Annotated in this window: 16 protein-coding genes; 12 read left to right on the top strand and 4 right to left on the bottom strand. The window is 44.9% G+C overall.

What is annotated here, in order from left to right; translation table 11 throughout:
• Positions 1-143: 143 nt before the first annotated feature.
• From L0G63_RS06800 to L0G63_RS06790, 3 genes are all read left to right on the top strand, one after another.
• Entirely contained in the window at positions 144-845 is a 702-nt protein-coding gene (locus tag L0G63_RS06800) for an HAD family phosphatase (protein WP_301449960.1), read from the top strand.
• Between the two features lie 116 nt (positions 846-961).
• A protein-coding gene (gene prfB, locus L0G63_RS06795; RefSeq protein WP_301449959.1) for a peptide chain release factor 2 occupies positions 962-2057 on the top strand; the annotation gives its coding sequence in 2 pieces (ribosomal slippage) (positions 962-1033 and positions 1035-2057; 1095 coding nt in all).
• A 36-nt stretch (positions 2058-2093) separates the two neighbouring features.
• A complete protein-coding gene (locus L0G63_RS06790) occupies positions 2094-2378 on the top strand; it encodes a pyrimidine/purine nucleoside phosphorylase (protein WP_301449958.1) in 285 nt (94 codons plus the stop codon).
• 88 nt (positions 2379-2466) lie between these two features.
• Here L0G63_RS06790 and L0G63_RS06785 read toward each other — a convergent pair whose 3' ends face one another.
• Positions 2467-2619 carry a GNAT family N-acetyltransferase gene (locus L0G63_RS06785; protein WP_301449957.1) on the bottom strand — a complete coding sequence of 51 codons (153 nt, stop codon included), beginning with the start codon at positions 2617-2619 and terminating at the stop codon, positions 2467-2469.
• Between the two features lie 104 nt (positions 2620-2723).
• On the opposite strand from L0G63_RS06785, the gene L0G63_RS06780 reads away from it, so the two are divergent.
• The 9 genes from L0G63_RS06780 to L0G63_RS06740 all read left to right on the top strand — a co-directional run bounded on the left by L0G63_RS06780 (position 2724) and on the right by L0G63_RS06740 (position 15323).
• Entirely contained in the window at positions 2724-3842 is a 1119-nt protein-coding gene (locus L0G63_RS06780) for a DNA topoisomerase IB (RefSeq protein WP_301449956.1), read from the top strand.
• A gap of 268 nt (positions 3843-4110) precedes the next feature.
• Complete coding sequence (locus tag L0G63_RS06775; protein WP_301449955.1) at positions 4111-5808, top strand: AMP-binding protein; 1698 nt, start codon at positions 4111-4113, stop codon at positions 5806-5808.
• Between the two features lie 71 nt (positions 5809-5879).
• Positions 5880-6686 (top strand): SDR family NAD(P)-dependent oxidoreductase, encoded by an 807-nt coding sequence (locus tag L0G63_RS06770; protein WP_301449954.1) that lies wholly within the window; start codon positions 5880-5882, stop codon positions 6684-6686.
• Positions 6687-6845: 159 nt separating this feature from the next.
• On the top strand, positions 6846-7196 hold the full coding sequence (locus L0G63_RS13690; RefSeq protein WP_367618356.1) for a murein L,D-transpeptidase family protein: 351 nt from the start codon (positions 6846-6848) through the stop codon (positions 7194-7196).
• On the top strand, positions 7150-7356 hold the full coding sequence (locus L0G63_RS06760) for a L,D-transpeptidase family protein (RefSeq protein WP_301449953.1): 207 nt from the start codon (positions 7150-7152) through the stop codon (positions 7354-7356). The genes L0G63_RS13690 and L0G63_RS06760 overlap by 47 nt, the downstream gene beginning before the upstream one ends.
• A gap of 231 nt (positions 7357-7587) precedes the next feature.
• On the top strand, positions 7588-10185 hold the full coding sequence (clpB, locus tag L0G63_RS06755) for an ATP-dependent chaperone ClpB (RefSeq protein WP_301449952.1): 2598 nt from the start codon (positions 7588-7590) through the stop codon (positions 10183-10185).
• Positions 10186-10382: 197 nt separating this feature from the next.
• On the top strand, positions 10383-11648 hold the full coding sequence (locus tag L0G63_RS06750) for a PQQ-dependent sugar dehydrogenase (RefSeq protein ID WP_301449951.1): 1266 nt from the start codon (positions 10383-10385) through the stop codon (positions 11646-11648).
• A gap of 142 nt (positions 11649-11790) precedes the next feature.
• Entirely contained in the window at positions 11791-13434 is a 1644-nt protein-coding gene (locus L0G63_RS06745) for a BCCT family transporter (protein ID WP_301449950.1), read from the top strand.
• Positions 13435-13670: 236 nt separating this feature from the next.
• Positions 13671-15323 carry a BCCT family transporter gene (locus L0G63_RS06740; protein ID WP_301449949.1) on the top strand — a complete coding sequence of 551 codons (1653 nt, stop codon included), beginning with the start codon at positions 13671-13673 and terminating at the stop codon, positions 15321-15323.
• A gap of 128 nt (positions 15324-15451) precedes the next feature.
• On the opposite strand, the gene L0G63_RS06735 is transcribed toward L0G63_RS06740, so the two are convergent.
• From L0G63_RS06735 to metK, 3 genes are all read right to left on the bottom strand, one after another.
• The gene (locus L0G63_RS06735; RefSeq protein ID WP_301449948.1) at positions 15452-15793 is read right to left on the bottom strand and encodes a hypothetical protein; all 342 of its coding nucleotides are present in this window, start codon (positions 15791-15793) and stop codon (positions 15452-15454) included.
• Positions 15794-15999: 206 nt separating this feature from the next.
• Positions 16000-16356: a DUF3144 domain-containing protein gene (locus L0G63_RS06730; RefSeq protein WP_301449947.1), complete on the bottom strand. Its 357-nt coding sequence runs from the start codon at positions 16354-16356 to the stop codon at positions 16000-16002.
• Positions 16357-16428: 72 nt separating this feature from the next.
• Positions 16429-17595 (bottom strand): methionine adenosyltransferase, encoded by a 1167-nt coding sequence (metK, locus tag L0G63_RS06725; RefSeq protein WP_301449946.1) that lies wholly within the window; start codon positions 17593-17595, stop codon positions 16429-16431.
• Positions 17596-17736: the final 141 nt, after the last annotated feature.

Raw genomic sequence — 17736 nt, 5'->3', positions numbered from 1 at the left:
TACAAATCTCGCTAAGGCATCTGCATTATCGTCGCTTTGTGCCTTGTCTGGAACAGTTTTAGCGATCAGCAGTGCCTATTTGCGAATGTTCAAAACGCCCTAAAAGATTCATATTTTTTCGCAACCAACGATAAGGTCTCACCATGCAGGCAAATCCAGCACAAACACAACAAAAACAACTGGCGCTATTTGATTTAGACCATACTTTACTGGATGTCGATAGTGACTATCTGTGGGGTGAGTATATCGTCAAGCATGACCTTGTCGATGAGGCTGAGTATCGTACTGCCAACCAGAAGTTTTATAATGACTATATCGAAGGGACGCTAGATGCGACAGAGTATAATGAATTTGTCGCGCAGTTTTTGAGTAGTTTGCCACTTGATAGACTTGATGAGCTAAGAGAAGATTACATCAAAAGCGAAATTGAGCCGCATATCCGCCCAAAGGCGATGGAGGCGTTGTGTCAGCATGTTGAGCAAGGGCATGATGTGGTGATTATTTCTGCGACCAACGATTTTGTGGTGTCTGCTATTGCCAAGCGCTTTGGCATTGAGTCAGCCAATGTATTGGCTACGCCGCTTGAGATAAAAGATGAGCGTTATACGGGCAAGCTGACTGATAAACCAAACTTTCAGGCAGGCAAGATCTACCATTTAGATAAGTGGCTTGATAAGCAGCAAGCAGCGGGCATCACCTTTGAAAAAACCTATGCCTATTCAGACTCCAAAAACGACATTCCATTGCTAGAATGGGCGGATGTGGCGATCTGTGTGTCACCTGATGAGGCGCTACATGCTCATGCCTTGGCGCATCGTTGGGCAGTAGAAGATTGGTCAATATAGCTTAATGGATGCATAAGTGGTTATCACCATGATAATTAGCCAACTATTTAGTATCAATCTCATTTAAAATAGCGCCGTATTCGTTATTTATTTTTATTAGAAAAACAGGAACACTTATGGAAATCAATCCGTATCAAGAACAGATTAAAGATTTATCCGAGCGCGGGCAGGATTTGCGGAGGTATCTTTGACTTCGATGGCAAGCAAGAACGCTTAGAAGAAGTCAATTTAGAATTAGAAAATCCTGAGCTGTGGAATGATCCAGAGCGTGCCACCAAGATTAATAAAGAAAAAAGCCACCTTGATGGTGTCATCGATGTGGTGGTCTCTCTTGAGACCACGCTAGCGGATGCGTCTGCCATGCTAGAGTTGGCAGTAGAAGCAGAGGATGAGTCCTTGCTAGCTGACGTGCAGAGCGAGCTAGATGATGCCGAGCAGCGCGTGGCTGATCTAGAGTTCCGCCGTATGTTTAGTGGCGAGATGGATCCAAACAACTGCTACTTGGATATCCAATCAGGCAGTGGCGGTACCGAAGCGCAAGACTGGGCAGAGATGCTGCTGCGTATGTATACACGCTGGGCGGAAGCGCATGGCTTTAAGGTAGACGTGATTGAAGTGTCTGCTGGCAGTGTCGCGGGTATCAAGTCAGCCACCATTGAGATCAAAGGCGACTACGCTTTTGGTTGGCTGCGTACTGAGATTGGCGTCCATCGTTTGGTACGTAAATCACCATTTGATAGCAATAACGGTCGTCATACCTCATTTGCGGCGGTGTTTGTCTCGCCTGAGATTGATGATAATGTCGATATCGACATCAATCCTGCTGACTTGCGCATTGATACCTATCGCTCCTCAGGAGCGGGCGGTCAGCACGTAAACACCACGGACTCTGCGGTACGTATTACCCATGAGCCAAGTGGTGTGGTGGTGACTTGTCAGAATGAGCGTAGTCAGCATGGCAACAAAGCCACGGCAATGAAGATGCTACGTGCTAAGCTCTATGAGCTTGAGATGCAAAAACGTATGGAAAAACAACAAGCGGTTGAAGACAACAAGTCTGATGTCGGCTGGGGTAGCCAGATTCGCTCATACGTGCTCGATGATTCTCGTATCAAGGATCTGCGTACCGGTGTTGAAACCTTCAACACGGGCGCGGTGCTAGATGGCGATCTCGATCAGTTTATCGAGGCGAGTCTAAAAGCAGGGCTGTAAAATACAATATCAACTAAACTGTTATTAAGGAAGATTATGCCAAGCGTGAATAATTATTTTGATAATAAAGTCACTTCGATTGCCTTTCAAACAGCAACCAAGCCTGCAACGGTAGGCGTTATGGAAATTGGTGAGTATGAATTTGGCACCAGTGAGTTTGAAACCATGAGCGTGGTGAACGGTTCATTGACGGTCAAGCTACCAGAGAGTGATGAGTGGCAAACGTTCAATGCTGGCGAACAATTCACCGTTGAAGCCAATCAAAAATTCCAAGTAAAAGTTGACGTAGAAACCGCTTATTTATGTGTATACGGTAAATAATGACTTTTATTGTAAAGTAGTATCAAAATAAAAAAAGCCAAGTATTTTATGCTTGGCTTTTTTTGTGGGCATTTTATAAGCAAACTATTTATAGATTTTTACGGTATTGCACCATATCTGTCTGAGTGGCAATAGCATCATAGAGTTTACGAGCGGCGGCGTTGCCTTCTTGTGTCGTCCAGTAAACGCGGTTACAGTCTTTGTCCTTAGCAAAGGAGTAGACATGTTCAATTTTTATCACTGCTATATTTTACACAGGATTACACTTTGTCCGTGGCAAACAAACAGCAAAAATAAGCGCAGTTGATTATGCTAAATCCATAAAATGATGAGGTGAGTGTTGTTATGGGCAAAACAAACGAGCAGTCGACAACGCAGGATGTGCGCCATGATTATGAGCGTCTCGCACGCCGTGCCAATCTGCGCTATGTGAGTGACGATGAACCAGGTTATGAGCGTAGACGTTGGGGCCGCGGCTTTACCTATCGCGATGCAACCGGCAAAACAGTCAAAGACAAAGCATTGCGTCAGCGTTTTGATGCATTGGTGATACCGCCTATGTGGTCGGAGGTGTGGATATGCCAAGACGAAAAAGGCCATCTGCAATCGACAGGACGCGATGAAAAATCTCGTAAGCAGTACTTGTATCATCCCTCGTGGAATAATATTCGTGACCAAGCCAAGTTTGATGCAATGATAGGCTTTGCAGAGGCGCTGCCCAATCTACGCGCGCAGGTCGAGACAGATTTGGAAGCAGAATCATTGTCACGCACCAATGTACTCGCTGCCGTGGTCAAATTGCTTGAGACCACTTTGATTCGTATTGGTAACAGCCGCTATGCCAAGCAAAATAAAAGCTATGGTCTGAGTACGTTACGTAGTAAGCATGTCAGCGAAACGGATAACGGACTTGCGTTTGATTTTGTCGGAAAAAGCGCCAAAGAACACCACATTGAGCTGCAAGACGAGCGTTTGATTGACATCGTGCAGGCCTGTTCTGAGCTGCCGGGCTATCAAATATTCAAATACTTAGACGACAATGGACATAAACAAGTCGTCGACAGTAGCGATATCAACGACTACTTACGGATGCATACGTGCGGCACAGACTGCAAAAGCAAATTATATAGTGCAAAAGATTTTCGTACATGGATGGCAAGCGTGCTCGCGGCAAGTTATCTATATGATGAGCTGCAAACGACCGCAGGCGCTAGTATACTTGCCAGCGCAGCAGAAAGCGCTGAGCGTCAGCAGCTGGTCACCGATATGGTAAAAAGCGTGGCGGCAGAGCTGGGCAATACGCCAACCGTATGCCGCGCGTCGTATATTCACCCCATCATTATTGAGCGTTTTTTGGCAGGGGAATTTTATGATGACTACAAGCAAGCACGCCGCGGTCGTACGAAAAAATACCAAAGCTGTGAGGAGAAAGCCTTATTGGGTTTTCTCAGTGCTGATCGTTAAATATCGATACTTGAGAAAGTACTTCGAAAATAATTTAAATACATGATTATACAATATTTTTAAGTTTGCTAATGGCTATTTTATGATAAATAGTTATAGGTCACGCTTATTTATAAAAAATAAAAATGATACGTTATGTATTGAAATAAGTATAAAAATGCGTTACTAATAGAGCATGTTAAATACAAAGATATTAAACGGTCTATAGGATGTGACCGTTCTATAACTGTAAAGATGATTTTATCTGCTATTGCTAAAGGATTAGCTTATGAACACCGCCTCGCAAACCCCTACAATGACTGATTCTTCAGTCATACCAAAAAACTATACCGATTATTATAATAATTTTGACATGGATACATTGCTGTCAGAAATCTTTGGCGAGCATGTCGACGATCGCTTAAATGCCTATATGGCGTGCTGTGGTCGTCATGTCCGTGACGGCCGCGCTGTTACTGCCGCACTGGTACACGAAGATACGGCAGGCAATGTCACGCGCATGAGTTTTGGTGAGCTTGATAAAGCCAGCGCGCAGGTTGCCAACTTACTACAGTCGTATGGCGTAAAAGCGGGAGACAAAGTCGCAACCATGCTGCCACGTACGCCTGAGCTACTGACGGTTGTATTGGCAACATGGCGCATCGGCGCGGTATATCAGCCGCTGTTTACTGCTTTTGGCTATGACTCAATCAAGTATCGAATGGATAAAGCCGATACCAAAGTGATCTTTACCAATGTAGAGAACCGCAGCAAGTTTGATGATTTGGCCGCGCAAACCAAAATGGTATTGGTCGGCAGTACTGAGGATGCTCAAACATGGGGTGACGATCATTACACACAGTCTATGGCAGTACAATCGCAAACGATAGAACCCGTCATGCTCGATACGGATGCGCCATTTTTGCAGATGTTTACCTCGGGGACAGTCGGTAAGTCAAAAGGCGTGAGTGTGCCATTATCAGCCTTACCTGCGTTTTATCTCTATATGCGTTATGCCATTGATTTACGCGAAGACGATCAATATTGGAACATGGCAGATCCTGGCTGGGCATATGGCTTATATTATGCCATCACAGGGCCACTGCTATTAGGTATCACGACTTATTTTAATGAAGCAGGATTTGACGCGACCAATACGCGCGACTTTATGATGCGTCATCAGATCACCAATTTGGCCTCTTCACCAACGGCATTTCGCATGATGAAATCCAGCGGCGTTTTTGACAACGTTAATGAAGACAATAACGCCAAACTCGCTTTGCGCTGTGCCAACTCGGCAGGGGAGACGCTGAATACCGAAGTCGTTAACTGGGTCGAGACCTATCTGGGCTGTCAGGTAAAAGATCAATATGGTCAAACAGAAACGGGCATGACGTGCTGTGCGCATCATGCGCTAAAACACGAATCACCAGTTGGCTCGATGGGAATGGCACTACCAGGTCACACGCTGGTGGTATTGGATGATGATATGAATGTACTACCAGATGGTGAACAAGGGCAGCTAGCAGTCGTCGTTAGTCAGTCACCTGCATTTTATTTCCATGGTTATAGCTGGAATGAAAAACAAGCCTTTGTAGATGATTACTATCTGACAGGCGACGTGGTCGAGCGTCATAGTGACGGCAGTTATTGGTTCTCAGGCCGTGATGATGACATTATTATTACCGCAGGTTACCGTGTAGGGCCCACCGATGTCGAAAACACTGTGCTAGAGCATGACGCAGTCGCAGAATCTGCGGCGGTAGGCGTGCCTGACGAAGTGCGTGGACATACGATCAAATCTTATGTGGTATTAAAAGAAGGCGTCGAAGGTAGCGAGCAGATTGCCAAAGAAATCCAAGAGCTCGTGCGTAAACGTCTATCCACTCATGCGTATCCTCGTGAGGTCGAGTTTGTGACCGAATTACCAAAAACGCCAAGTGGCAAAATTCAACGCTTCTTGCTACGCAGTTTATCTGTCGCGTAACTATCTAATAGAACATTTATATATGGGTCATAGAAACCGCTAATAAAAAGTAAGAATTTAAAGGATTAATCATGCAAGTCAAACAACATAGCTTTTTGGTCACAGGTGGTGCATCAGGTTTGGGCGAGTCAGTGGCTCGGACGATTGTCTATCAAGGCGGCAACGTCGTCATCGCTGATCTCAATGAGTCAGCAGGGCAAGCATTGGTCGCTGAATTGGGTGATAATGCGCGATTTGTACGCTGTGACATCACTAACGGTGATGAAGTACAATCAGCGGTTGAGATGGCTGAGTCAGCTTTTGGCGGCTTACAAGGCTCAATCAACTGTGCGGGTATCGTAGTGGTACAAAAGCTACTGAATCGTGATAACAATCCGGCAGACCTTGAGTTATTTAGTCGCGGGGTCAATGTCAATCTGGTCGGTTCATTTAATGTCGCCCGTTTGGTCGCGGCTAGCATTGCCAAGCGCATAGCGAATGATAGCAATACAGGCGACCATGCAGAAAAAAACCATGTACAAAAGAATGCAGATCAAGGCATTATTATTAATACAGCTTCTATTGCAGCCTTTGATGGTCAAGTGGGTCAAGCCAGCTATTCTTCTTCCAAGGCAGGCGTGGTTGGTCTGACCTTGCCGCTTGCTCGCGAGCTGGCACGGCATGGCATCCGCGTTATGACCATCGCACCAGGGGTTTTTGCCACACCGATGATGGAGAGCATTCCTGAAAAAGCCCGCGAGCAGCTAGAAGCAGGCGTGCCTTATCCCAAACGTTTGGGCGCTCCCAATGAGTTTGCCAAGCTGGTCACTCATATCATTGATAATGCTTATCTAAATGGCGAGGTGATCCGCTTAGATGGGGCAATTCGTATGGTATAAAATTTGAGTAATTCATTCGTTTTGCACAAAACTTATCTAAATAGTCTGACATAGTGCTTTGATACATATGATTAATGACAAAAAACTCATTATGAGGATCAAAGCCTATGTCATTTTTTTGCAAAAAACACACTCATTAGATAGGCTGCGCCCATATAGCTGGCTGATCAGTATTGGCGTTGCTGTCGTTATCAGCGCCAGTGTTATTGCGTATCTCAAAAGCTCCTCAAGCCAATACCATCCTCAATAGTTATTGATAAAATCGTTGTCGATAAATCAAGTCGCACCTTACAGTTAATCAGTCAAGGCACCGCCATCAGAGCGTATCGCATTGCGCTGGGCGGCAATCCAGTGGGCCATAAGCAGCAAGAAGGGGATCAGCGTACGCCGACAGGTATTTATACTTTGGATTATAAAAATGAGCGTTCGATTGCACATCGCTCTATTCATATTAGCTACCCGAATGCAGCGGACAAAGCGCGCAAAGTCACTGGGCGTCACTCCAGGTAGTAATACCATGATTCATGGGCAAATGAATGGGTTTGGCGCTTTGGGATGGCTGAATCAACAACGCGGCTGGACAGACGGCTGTATCGCCGTGACCAATGCCGAGATGGATCGTATTATGGCAGCTGTCCAAATTGGTACCATGATTGAAATCGTGGAGTAAAAGCAGTCAAATATTGACTAGAATGGTTCGCCAAATACCTTTAATGGGTATTAATGGGCCTTTTAAATATTGTTAATAATAAATATCATTGTCTTAAGTAAGGTTTTATTGATTTATCGTCTTGAAATAACCGTATGCATACCTTATATAAATGACAGATAACAGTGGGCACTAGACTAGGAGAGTCCCTAGAAGTTCCACTGAAAATACTAATTATAAAAGGATATAAACATGAGATTTGAGAAATTCACTCAAAAACTGCAATCAGCGATTCAAGAAGCTCAGAGCCTAGCGTTAGGTCGTGATCATACGGGCATTGATCCTGTGCATTTGCTTGCGGTATTGCTACAAGATGAATCTAATTTATCTATCTGCCAACAAGCAGGCGCTTCTATTCCAGCACTAAAAAATGGCGTTGCCAAAGCACTCGATAACCAAGCGACCATTTCGGAGCCGACAGGTGACGTCAATTTAAACCCAAACTCAGTCAAAATTCTGAACTTGGCAGATCGTCAGGCGCAAAAAGAAGGCGATGATTTTATTGCGACTGAATGGGTCATGTTGGCACTCGCTGAGCAAGGCGAAACCAAAAAAATATTTGAAAGTGCAGGTGTGACGGCAAGCAAACTAAAAGCGGTCATTGAGCAGCTGCGCGGTGATGATACGGTCAATAACCAAAACGCTGAAGATCAGCGTGATGCACTCAACAAATACACGATTAATCTGACTGAGCAAGCAGAGCTTGGCAAACTAGATCCAGTCATTGGCCGTGACGAAGAAATTCGCCGTACCATTCAGGTACTGTCGCGCCGTACCAAAAACAACCCTGTACTCATTGGTGAGCCGGGCGTTGGTAAAACGGCGATTGTTGAAGGTTTGGCACAAAAAATCATCAATGGTGACGTACCAGAAGGCTTGCGCCGCAAAGAAGTGTTGTCATTAGACTTAGGCGCGCTGATTGCAGGGGCAAAATTCCGTGGTGAGTTCGAAGAGCGTCTAAAAGGCGTACTGAGCGACTTGGCAAAGCAAGAAGGCAATGTCATTCTGTTCATCGATGAGCTGCATACCATGGTGGGCGCAGGTAAAAGCGACGGCGCGATGGACGCAGGCAATATGCTCAAACCTGCTTTGGCACGCGGTGAGCTGCACTGCGTTGGTGCGACCACCCTTGATGAGTATCGCCAGTACATCGAAAAAGACGCTGCGCTTGAACGTCGTTTTCAAAAGGTTTTGGTCGATGAGCCAACGGTCGAAGATACCATTGCGATATTACGGGGTCTAAAAGAGCGTTACGAGCTGCATCATGGGGTTGATATTCAAGACAGCGCCATCATTGCAGCCGCGCGCATGAGCCATCGCTATATCACTGACCGTAAGTTGCCGGATAAGGCGATTGATTTAATTGACGAAGCAGCCAGCCGCCTGCGCATGGAGATGGACAGTAAGCCTGAATCATTAGGTAAGCTCGATAGTCGCCTCATTCAGCTAAAAATGCAGCGCGAGGTGCTCAAAAACGAAGAGGATGCTGGCGCGCAATCTGAACGTAAAGTACTTGATGCGCAAATAGCAGAGTTAGAAAAAGAATACGCCGATCTCAATGAGGTGTGGCAAGCAGAAAAAGCATTAGTCAAAGGCAGTCAACAGCTAAAAGACGAGCTAGATAAAGCCCGTATCGCCTATGACAAAGCCAGTCGTGAAGGCGATTATGAGACCATGAGTAAGCTGCAATATGAGACCATTCCGCAGCTTGAGCGCCGTATTCATGAGTCTGACTTGGCTGAGCAAAAAGAGCAGACTGGTGAAGATGATGGTGTCAAATTGCTACGTAATAAAGTCACCGACAACGAGATTGCAGAAGTGGTAGCAGCCGCCACTGGTATCCCAGTCAGCAAGATGATGCAAGGCGAGCGTGACAAAATGATCGCAATGGAAGAAAAGCTCCATGAGCGTGTGATCGGTCAAAACGAAGCGGTTGAAGCAGTCGCCAATGCGGTACGCCGTAGCCGTGCAGGCTTGTCTGATCCCAATCGTCCTTCAGGCTCGTTCTTATTCTTAGGGCCTACAGGGGTGGGTAAAACTGAGCTGACCAAATCACTGGCAAATTTCTTGTTCGACTCAGAGGATTCGATCATACGTATCGATATGAGTGAATATATGGAGAAACACAGTGTCAGTCGCTTAGTTGGCGCGCCTCCAGGCTATGTCGGTTATGAAGAGGGCGGCACACTGACTGAAGCGGTACGCCGTAAGCCATATAGCGTCGTCTTATTTGACGAAGTTGAAAAGGCGCACCCTGATGTGTTCAATATCTTACTACAAGTATTGGACGATGGTCGCTTGACCGACTCGCAAGGTCGCGTGGTGGATTTCAAAAACACCGTGATTATCATGACCAGTAACCTAGGCTCGCATAAGATTCAAGAAATGGTGGGTGAGAGTTATGATGACATCAAGGCGGAGGTGATGGACTCAGTTGGACAGCATTTCCGTCCAGAGTTCGTCAACCGTATCGATGAGATTGTGGTTTTCCATCCGCTTGGTATGTCGCAGATGGCAGGTATTGCGGATATCCAGTTGGAGCGCTTACGCCAGCGTATTCAAGAGCGTGAAATGGATATTGAGCTATCATCAGATGCCATGAATAAATTGGTCGCAGTAGGGTATGATCCTGTTTATGGAGCGCGCCCACTCAAACGGGCCATTCAGCAAGAGATCGAAAATCCATTGTCATTAAAACTCTTGGCGGGCGATTTTGTCGCTGGTGATATTATCAAAGTCGATGTAGGTGCCGACGACAAGCTAACTTTTGATAAGCTTAGAATGAGCTAGGCACTCTAGCCTTGAGGTCTTTATGACCTAACTGTACGTTTAAAACAAACCCCTTATCTACAATCGTAGGTAAGGGGTTTTTCGTTTATGGTGGTATTTTGCGTTACTGTTTTTTTACCATTTAAATATCAAGACTATGCTATAAATAAATGGATGACCAATAAAATAAATGCCAATTGGATAGAAAGGACAAAACCATGACAACCCTTATTGAACGTGCAAGTCTGCCCTTAACATCGCCGTTACTCATTGCGGCTTTATTGTTTAGTACATCAGCTTGCTCCAATCCTGCAACCGTCAATACCAGCAACAACGTACCAGAACAGAAAGAGAGCCAAACCTCTAAAGCAGATATGCGGACAAGTGATGCTCAAGTTAGCGCAGACAAGCCTGAGTTTACAACCAAAGCGGTCGCCACTTTTGATGAGCCTTGGGCTATGACAGCACTACCCAGTATAGATGGCAAAGCGCCCAAACTACTAGTGACGCAAAAAACAGGAGAGTTGTTCATTGTAGACACGGCAACGGGTCGCAAAACACAGGTAAAAGGCGTCCCCAAAGTGGCCTACGGTGGTCAAGGGGGGTTGGGAGACATCAGACTAGCGCCAGATTTCGCGACTTCTAATGCTGTATATATTAGCTATGCAGAATCAGGAAAGGGGGGTGATAGTAATAAATTTGGGGCAAAAGTAATCAAAGCGACCCTATCAGGTCTAGACACAAATGCGCCCACACTACAGGCCATCACGCCTATTTGGGAGCAATCTCCAAAAGTCACGGGGCAAGGTCACTATAGCCATCGTTTATTATTTTCACCTGATGGACAGTATCTATATATCAGCTCAGGAGAACGCCAGAAAAAAGAGCCCGCACAAGACACGAGCATGAATCTAGGTAAGATTATTAGATTGTATGCTGACGGCTCAGTGCCAAAAGACAATCCATTTGTCAGTGATGATAATAACATCGCCTCTCAGTTTTGGACGATGGGCAATCGTAATGTGCTTGGCATGACTTTTGATGACGGTGGACGACTTTGGGCACATGAGATGGGGCCACGAGGCGGAGATGAGTTTAATCTTATCGAAAAAGGAAATAATTATGGCTGGCCTGAGGTGTCTAATGGACGAAACTACTCAGGTACGCCGATTCCAGATCATGACACCAAGCCCAAATATACAGCACCAAAAATTTCATGGACACCTGTTATCTCGCCATCAGCGATCAGCTTATATGCCGCTGGAGACCATAATGACTTTCCTAACTGGCAAGGTAATGCCCTGATTAGTGGACTATCCTCAAAAGCGCTGATTGTCGTTGGGTTGAATGATGACAATACCGCTGATGAGCGCTATCGTTATGATATGGGTGAACGGGTTCGTAGCGTTTTGGCAGTTGACGGTCAAGTATGGGTATTGGAAGATGGAGAGGGTGGGCAGTTACTTAAATTAATGCCCCAGTAATATGATAGATAAGTAAATTATTCTAATAAATACGAAGATTGCTAGAATAAAATAGTAAGCTTATCAAGCTTTATTTTGTAAAAGATTGATAAATAACGCCTATTTTGTTAAGGTAATATTCCTTAAATTTTGAGACTTGCACATGGAAGAAGTAAAAGTAAGCAGATTAGGACCTTTTCCACGGGTGAGTAAACCTGTGTTCATTACATCGTCACTGTTAATTGTTTCATTCATCATTTTTGGTGCGTTTTTTACCGAAACAGCAGCGGCGGTGTTTAGTTTTTTACAAGATTTTATTACACATAAGTTTGGCTGGTTATTTATTATCTTAGTCAACTCAGCGCTTGGACTCTGTATTTACTTAGCGATGAGCCGCTATGGTGACATTCGGCTAGGTAAGCAGACTGAGCGACCACAGTACAATCTATTTTCTTGGATTGGTATGCTGTTCTCCGCCGGTATCGGTATTGGTCTGGTTTATTGGGGTACAGCGGAGCCGTTGTATCACTTTATGGCACCGCCACTGGGCGAGGCCGAGACAGTTGAAGCGGCCAAGCAAGCGATGAATATCTCATTTATGCATTGGGGTCTACATGCGTGGGGGATTTATACGATAGTGGCCTTGTCTTTGGCGTATTTCCATTTTCGCCGTGGTCTGCCGTTGTCGATACGATCTACTCTATATCCTTTGCTTGGCAAAAAGATTTATGGTAAATGGGGTCACACAGTCGATATCTTGGCTGTATTCGGTACGATGTTCGGTGTGGTCACCTCGCTTGGGCTTGGGGTTATGCAGATCAACTCTGGCCTTGAGAAGCTGTTTGGAACACCCAACAGTCTGACAGTACAGTTCGGTCTGATTGCTTTTATCACCGCACTTGCCATTGCCTCTTTGATGATGGGTTTAGATAAAGGTATCAAGCGACTCAGTGATATTAATATTGGGTTTACGGTAGTTTTATTACTGTTTATGGTTATTTTAGGACCAACGTTATTTATCTTTGATAGCTTTATCGAAAACATCGGTAACTACCTGACCACTATTGTGTCTTTGGGTACGTGGGGTGAGGCGTATAGTAATACTGATTGGCAGAGCGCTTGGACGATATTTTATTGGGCATGGTGGGTAAGCTGGGCACCATTCGTTGGTATTTTTATTGCTCGTATCTCTCGTGGTCGTACTATTCGCGAGTTTACGCTTGGCGTATTGTTGATTCCAATGTTGATCTTGTTCTTCTGGTTCACAACCTTCGGTGGTGTGGCTATCCATATGGAGCTTGCTTCTGCGGTAACAGGTATTAGCCCAGGATTGGTTGAAGCGGTACAAGCAGATATAGGTAGTGCGATCTTTAAGTTGGTTGAGTACTATCCATTAGCAAAACCGATCACCTTGATGCTCGTGGTCATGATTATTCTTTGGTTTGTGACGTCGTCAGATTCGGCCAGTTTTGTTATTGATATGCTCACGGCTGGTGGTGATACCAATCCACCAAAGATTCAGCGTGTATTTTGGGCAACGGCTGAGGGCCTTATTGCCGCGATATTATTGGCTGCTGGTGGTTTGTCTGCCTTACAAGCGGCGGCAATCGTAGCAGGGCTACCGTTTGCCTTAGTGATATTTGTGATGATGTATGCGTTGTTACGCGGATTAGGACGTGATCGTCTGATTCTTTACCGTGCGCAGCAAAGCTATATCACAGATGAGTCAGCAGATCATAACTCAGCTAATGAGTTCGTAGATGAGCACTTGCTTAAAGGGCCACCTAAGATTGTTGACGGTGACTAACTCATAAAGCAGTGCGGTTAATCGTGATATGTTGTAAGCCCCAATTTATGAGTAAATTGGGGCTTTTTTGTGGAAACTTATCACTCAGATTTATTTAGAACAAGTGTAGTTTGACTAAAACAATCTTTAAAATGTCGTTACTATTTCTATACATTAGCTACTATTTTTTTGAGTGCTATATTTGATAAACGTCTTATATATTGGTATGGTAGCGCACTTTTTTTGGGGATATACCTATGGAACATGTAAAAGTTGGCCGATTAGGCCCTTTTCCGCGGGTAAGCAAACCTGTATTTTTGACTTCAGCAATTTTGATACTGGCGTTCATTATTTTTGGCGCTTTATTCAACGAACAAGCAGAAGTAGTATTTAACCAAGCAAAAGCATTTGTCTCTTTACGCTTTGGCTGGTTCTTTATTGTCGTGGTCAATTTAACATTGGTCATGAGTATTTATATGATATTTAGCCGCTACGGCGATATCAGACTCGGTCATCAGAACGAGAGGCCAGAGTACAATATGGTTTCTTGGATTGGTATGCTGTTTTCAGCTGGTATCGGTATTGGGCTGCTTTACTGGGGCACCGCTGAGCCGCTGTATCATTTCATGGCACCACCATTAGGCGAGGCAGAGACAGTTGCCGCTGCCAAGCAAGCGATGAATATCTCGTTCCTACATTATGGTCTACATGTATGGGCGCTATATGGCATGGTTGCGCTATCGCTGGCATATTTTCATTATCGAGTAGGTTTACCACTGGCTATCCGTTCGACACTTTATCCAATATTGGGTAAAAAGATCTACGGCGGTTGGGGGCATACGGTAGATACGCTTGCCGTATTTGGTACGATGTTTGGGGTAGTGACCACGTTAGGTCTTGGCGTCTTGCAGATTAACTCAGGCCTTGAGACGTTATTTGGTATACCCAATAATATTACGGTGCAGATTATTTTGATTGGCCTTATCACCATGCTAGCAGGGTTATCTCTGTTTATGGGGTTGGATAAAGGCATCAAGCGTCTAAGTGATACCAATATATTGTTCACTGTGATATTGCTAAGCTTTGTGATTATCTTCGGGCCTACGCAGTTTATTTTTAACAGCTTTGTAGAAAACATCGGCAACTATTTGCATCAAATCGTGCCGTTAGGTCTTTGGACGGAGTCTTATAGAGGAGAAGAAAACTGGCAAGCATCTTGGACGATTTTCTATTGGGCATGGTGGATTAGCTGGTCACCATTCGTTGGGGTGTTTGTTGCGCGTATCTCTCGAGGCCGCACTATTCGTGAGTTCATATTAGGGGTACTATTAATTCCTATTACGATCTTGTTTTTGTGGTTTACTGCCTTCGGTGGTGCTGCGGTAAATATGGAGCTGATGGCAGCAGTAGATCCTAATTTGGTTAGTCCAGGTCTGATAAAAGCTGTCCAAGCGGATACAGGTAGTGCTATTTTTAAGTTGATGGAGTTTTATCCATTGACGGGCGCGGTCAATTTGCTCATTGTGGTGATGATTGTCCTATGGTTCGTTACCTCATCAGATTCAGCCAGTTTTGTCATCGATATGCTGACATCAGGTGGTGATACCAATCCGCCAAAGATTCAGCGCTTATTTTGGGCAGGTTCTGAAGGTGTTATCGCCGCTGTATTATTGGCAGCAGGTGGCTTAAGTGCATTACAAGCGGCATCGATTGTCTCAGGATTTCCTTTTGCTATTGTGATCGTCGTGATGATGTATTCTCTATTGCGCGGTCTCAGTCGCGATCGTTTGATACTGTATCGTAATCAGCAATGGTTCACCACAGAAGAGTCGGCAGAGCACAACTCGGCCAATGAATTCCGTGATGAAGAGTTGCTAAAAGGCCCACCAGCACTTGAGAAAGATGCTTAAGCTTTAGAGGTTATTTTTTAGCTACAAAAATACCCAGCTTGTCATAAGCTGGGTATTTTTATGGACGTTCAATATTTTTAATAAAAAACCTTTCAATACAGCAGCCTTCAATACAATCACTTTATGGATTAATTGCATTCGCCTTTTACATAATCGATCGCCTCAGGTATGTTACAGGCCGAGCAAGCATTACCTGCCGTACGGTAGCTTATCACTGAGCCAACTTTCGTTTTTACACAGACTGGATCATATTGCATGGTACACATGGCCTTCTCAGAGCGAGAGGTTGGACAGTGAGTTAAGGTGTTTTCAATCATTTGACTGTTATCTGTTGCAGGTTGCGTGGGGGTAACTGCGCCAGGCGTAGCGCTGCAACCCGCCAGTGCTAATACCAAGGAGAAGACAGCTAATGATGGTTTGAGGGATTGCGCCAGTGTAGGCAGTGATAATTTAGATAGCGTTTTTTGCATGATGTGATGTCCTTATTTGCAAGCGTTCTATTACCGCTCGTCACGTTATTGATAGATCGATATAGCACTTAAAGTTTTATAATAACTAATAGATGGCTATAGACTCAATAACATAACACAAAAAACCCAAGCTTGAGCGGCTTGGGTTTTTTGTTAAATACAGATGATTGTCACAGCAGAATATCTACCTAGATAAGAATAGCGACTTATTCAGCTGGCTTATCATCTTTGTTTAGCTGCACATATTTATCGAAGTTTTGTGCATAATCTGTCAAATTGTCACTTAGCATCTGGCGATACTGCTTGACATAAAATTCGACAATATCGTCTTTTTCTTTGGCAAAATCATCGCCTTTCACAAACCCAATCGAGGCCACAGAGGCGCTATAGCGAGCCGCCGCATAGAGCAGTGATGCGCCAACTTGTCCTGAATGGGCATCAGGGCCTAGCTGACTGTTGGCAACACCGATGATGGCATCAGCACGTTGGTAAAAGGCTTGCATTTCAGGGGTGATCTCAATGCTAGTGTCAACATTGTTGTCTTGAATATTGTCTTGAGACATAAGCTGCTCCTAATAGGTGTCGATAATTTTAGTATATAAAGGCGGTTTGTAAATGATTCAACGTAATGACTCTTATAAACCAGCGTCTGCTTTTAAGATATCAGCTTTGTCTGTTTTTTCCCACGTAAAGGCAGTTTCTGAACCTTGACGACCAAAATGTCCAAAGGTAGCCGTCTGCTGATACATTGGTTGTAACAGGTTCAACATACGAGTGATGCCATAAGGACGCAAATCAAAGTGAGTACGAATCAGGCGAATGATCTCATTGTTACTAATTTTGCTCGTACCAAAGGTATTGACAGAGATAGAAGTTGGTTCAGCAACCCCAATCGCGTAGCTCACTTGTACTTCACAGCGATCAGCAAGACCTGCTGCGACGATGTTTTTGGCCACATAACGTACCGCATAAGCAGCACTGCGATCTACTTTTGAGGGATCTTTACCACTAAAGGCGCCGCCACCATGACGCGCCATACCGCCGTAAGTATCGACAATGATTTTACGACCCGTCAAACCTGCATCACCAACTGGACCGCCAATGACGAACTTACCCGTTGGGTTGATATGGTAGCGTGTACCCGCATGTAACAGATCAGCCGGTAGCACTTGCTTGATGATAGATTCCATCACTGCTTCTTGCAGATCAGACTGCGAGATGCTCGGATCATGCTGGGTTGACAGAACGACCGCATCGATTGCAGCAGGACGGTTGCCATCATACTTCAAGGTAACCTGCGCTTTGGCATCAGGACGGAGCCATGGTAGCTCGCCTGCACGGCGCAGCTCAGATTGACGCTCCATCAAACGATGGGCATATTCAATAGGGGCTGGCATTAATACATCAGTTTCATTACTGGCGTAACCAAACATTAAACCTTGATCGCCTGCACCTTGCTCCTCAGGGTCGCTACGATCGACACCTTGCGCGATTTCAGGAGACTGCTTACCTAGCATATTGATAATCGCACAGGTCTCGCCATCAAAACCCAAATCTGAGTGGTGATAACCAATGCCATTGACCGTGTCACGCACCAGGCGCTCTAAATCGATATTGGCGGTGGTGGTAATCTCACCTGCAAGTATGACCGCGCCTGTTTTTACCAAGGTTTCGCAGGCCACACGTGCATGCAAATCTTCACGTAAGATAGCATCAAGGATAGCGTCTGATATTTGATCAGCCATTTTATCAGGATGGCCTTCGCTCACAGATTCTGAGGTAAATAAGTTGTATTCACGCATAATTGGGTCGCTTAATTGCAGGGACTGTAGTCGACAAACTCAGTCATTATTAAATGTATAAAAAATAAAAGACGAAAACGAATCAAAAAATTAGCATATTTTACCGTGTATCGAGGCAAAACTCTAGCAATGGATGGTGTT

This window comes from Psychrobacter sp. (assembly GCF_030454045.1).
GTDB lineage: Bacteria > Pseudomonadota > Gammaproteobacteria > Pseudomonadales > Moraxellaceae > Psychrobacter.
Note: the sequence above shows the minus strand (reverse complement) of the source record. Positions and strands in the feature narration are given on the sequence as shown.

Bases quoted from the DNA above. Each gene is read 5' to 3' on its own strand.
- L0G63_RS06740 (WP_301449949.1), top strand. From the start codon at position 13,671: ATGGAACATGTAAAAGTTGGCCGATTAGGCCCTTTTCCGCGGGTAAGC.
- L0G63_RS06780 (WP_301449956.1), top strand. From the start codon at position 2,724: ATGGGCAAAACAAACGAGCAGTCGACAACGCAGGATGTGCGCCATGAT.
- L0G63_RS06770 (WP_301449954.1), top strand. From the start codon at position 5,880: ATGCAAGTCAAACAACATAGCTTTTTGGTCACAGGTGGTGCATCAGGT.
- L0G63_RS06730 (WP_301449947.1), bottom strand. From the start codon at position 16,356: ATGTCTCAAGACAATATTCAAGACAACAATGTTGACACTAGCATTGAG.
- clpB (WP_301449952.1), top strand. From the start codon at position 7,588: ATGAGATTTGAGAAATTCACTCAAAAACTGCAATCAGCGATTCAAGAA.
- L0G63_RS06735 (WP_301449948.1), bottom strand. From the start codon at position 15,793: ATGCAAAAAACGCTATCTAAATTATCACTGCCTACACTGGCGCAATCC.
- L0G63_RS06760 (WP_301449953.1), top strand. From the start codon at position 7,150: ATGCAGCGGACAAAGCGCGCAAAGTCACTGGGCGTCACTCCAGGTAGT.
- L0G63_RS06745 (WP_301449950.1), top strand. From the start codon at position 11,791: ATGGAAGAAGTAAAAGTAAGCAGATTAGGACCTTTTCCACGGGTGAGT.
- L0G63_RS06750 (WP_301449951.1), top strand. From the start codon at position 10,383: ATGACAACCCTTATTGAACGTGCAAGTCTGCCCTTAACATCGCCGTTA.
- metK (WP_301449946.1), bottom strand. From the start codon at position 17,595: ATGCGTGAATACAACTTATTTACCTCAGAATCTGTGAGCGAAGGCCAT.
- L0G63_RS06800 (WP_301449960.1), top strand. From the start codon at position 144: ATGCAGGCAAATCCAGCACAAACACAACAAAAACAACTGGCGCTATTT.
- L0G63_RS06775 (WP_301449955.1), top strand. From the start codon at position 4,111: ATGAACACCGCCTCGCAAACCCCTACAATGACTGATTCTTCAGTCATA.
- L0G63_RS06790 (WP_301449958.1), top strand. From the start codon at position 2,094: ATGCCAAGCGTGAATAATTATTTTGATAATAAAGTCACTTCGATTGCC.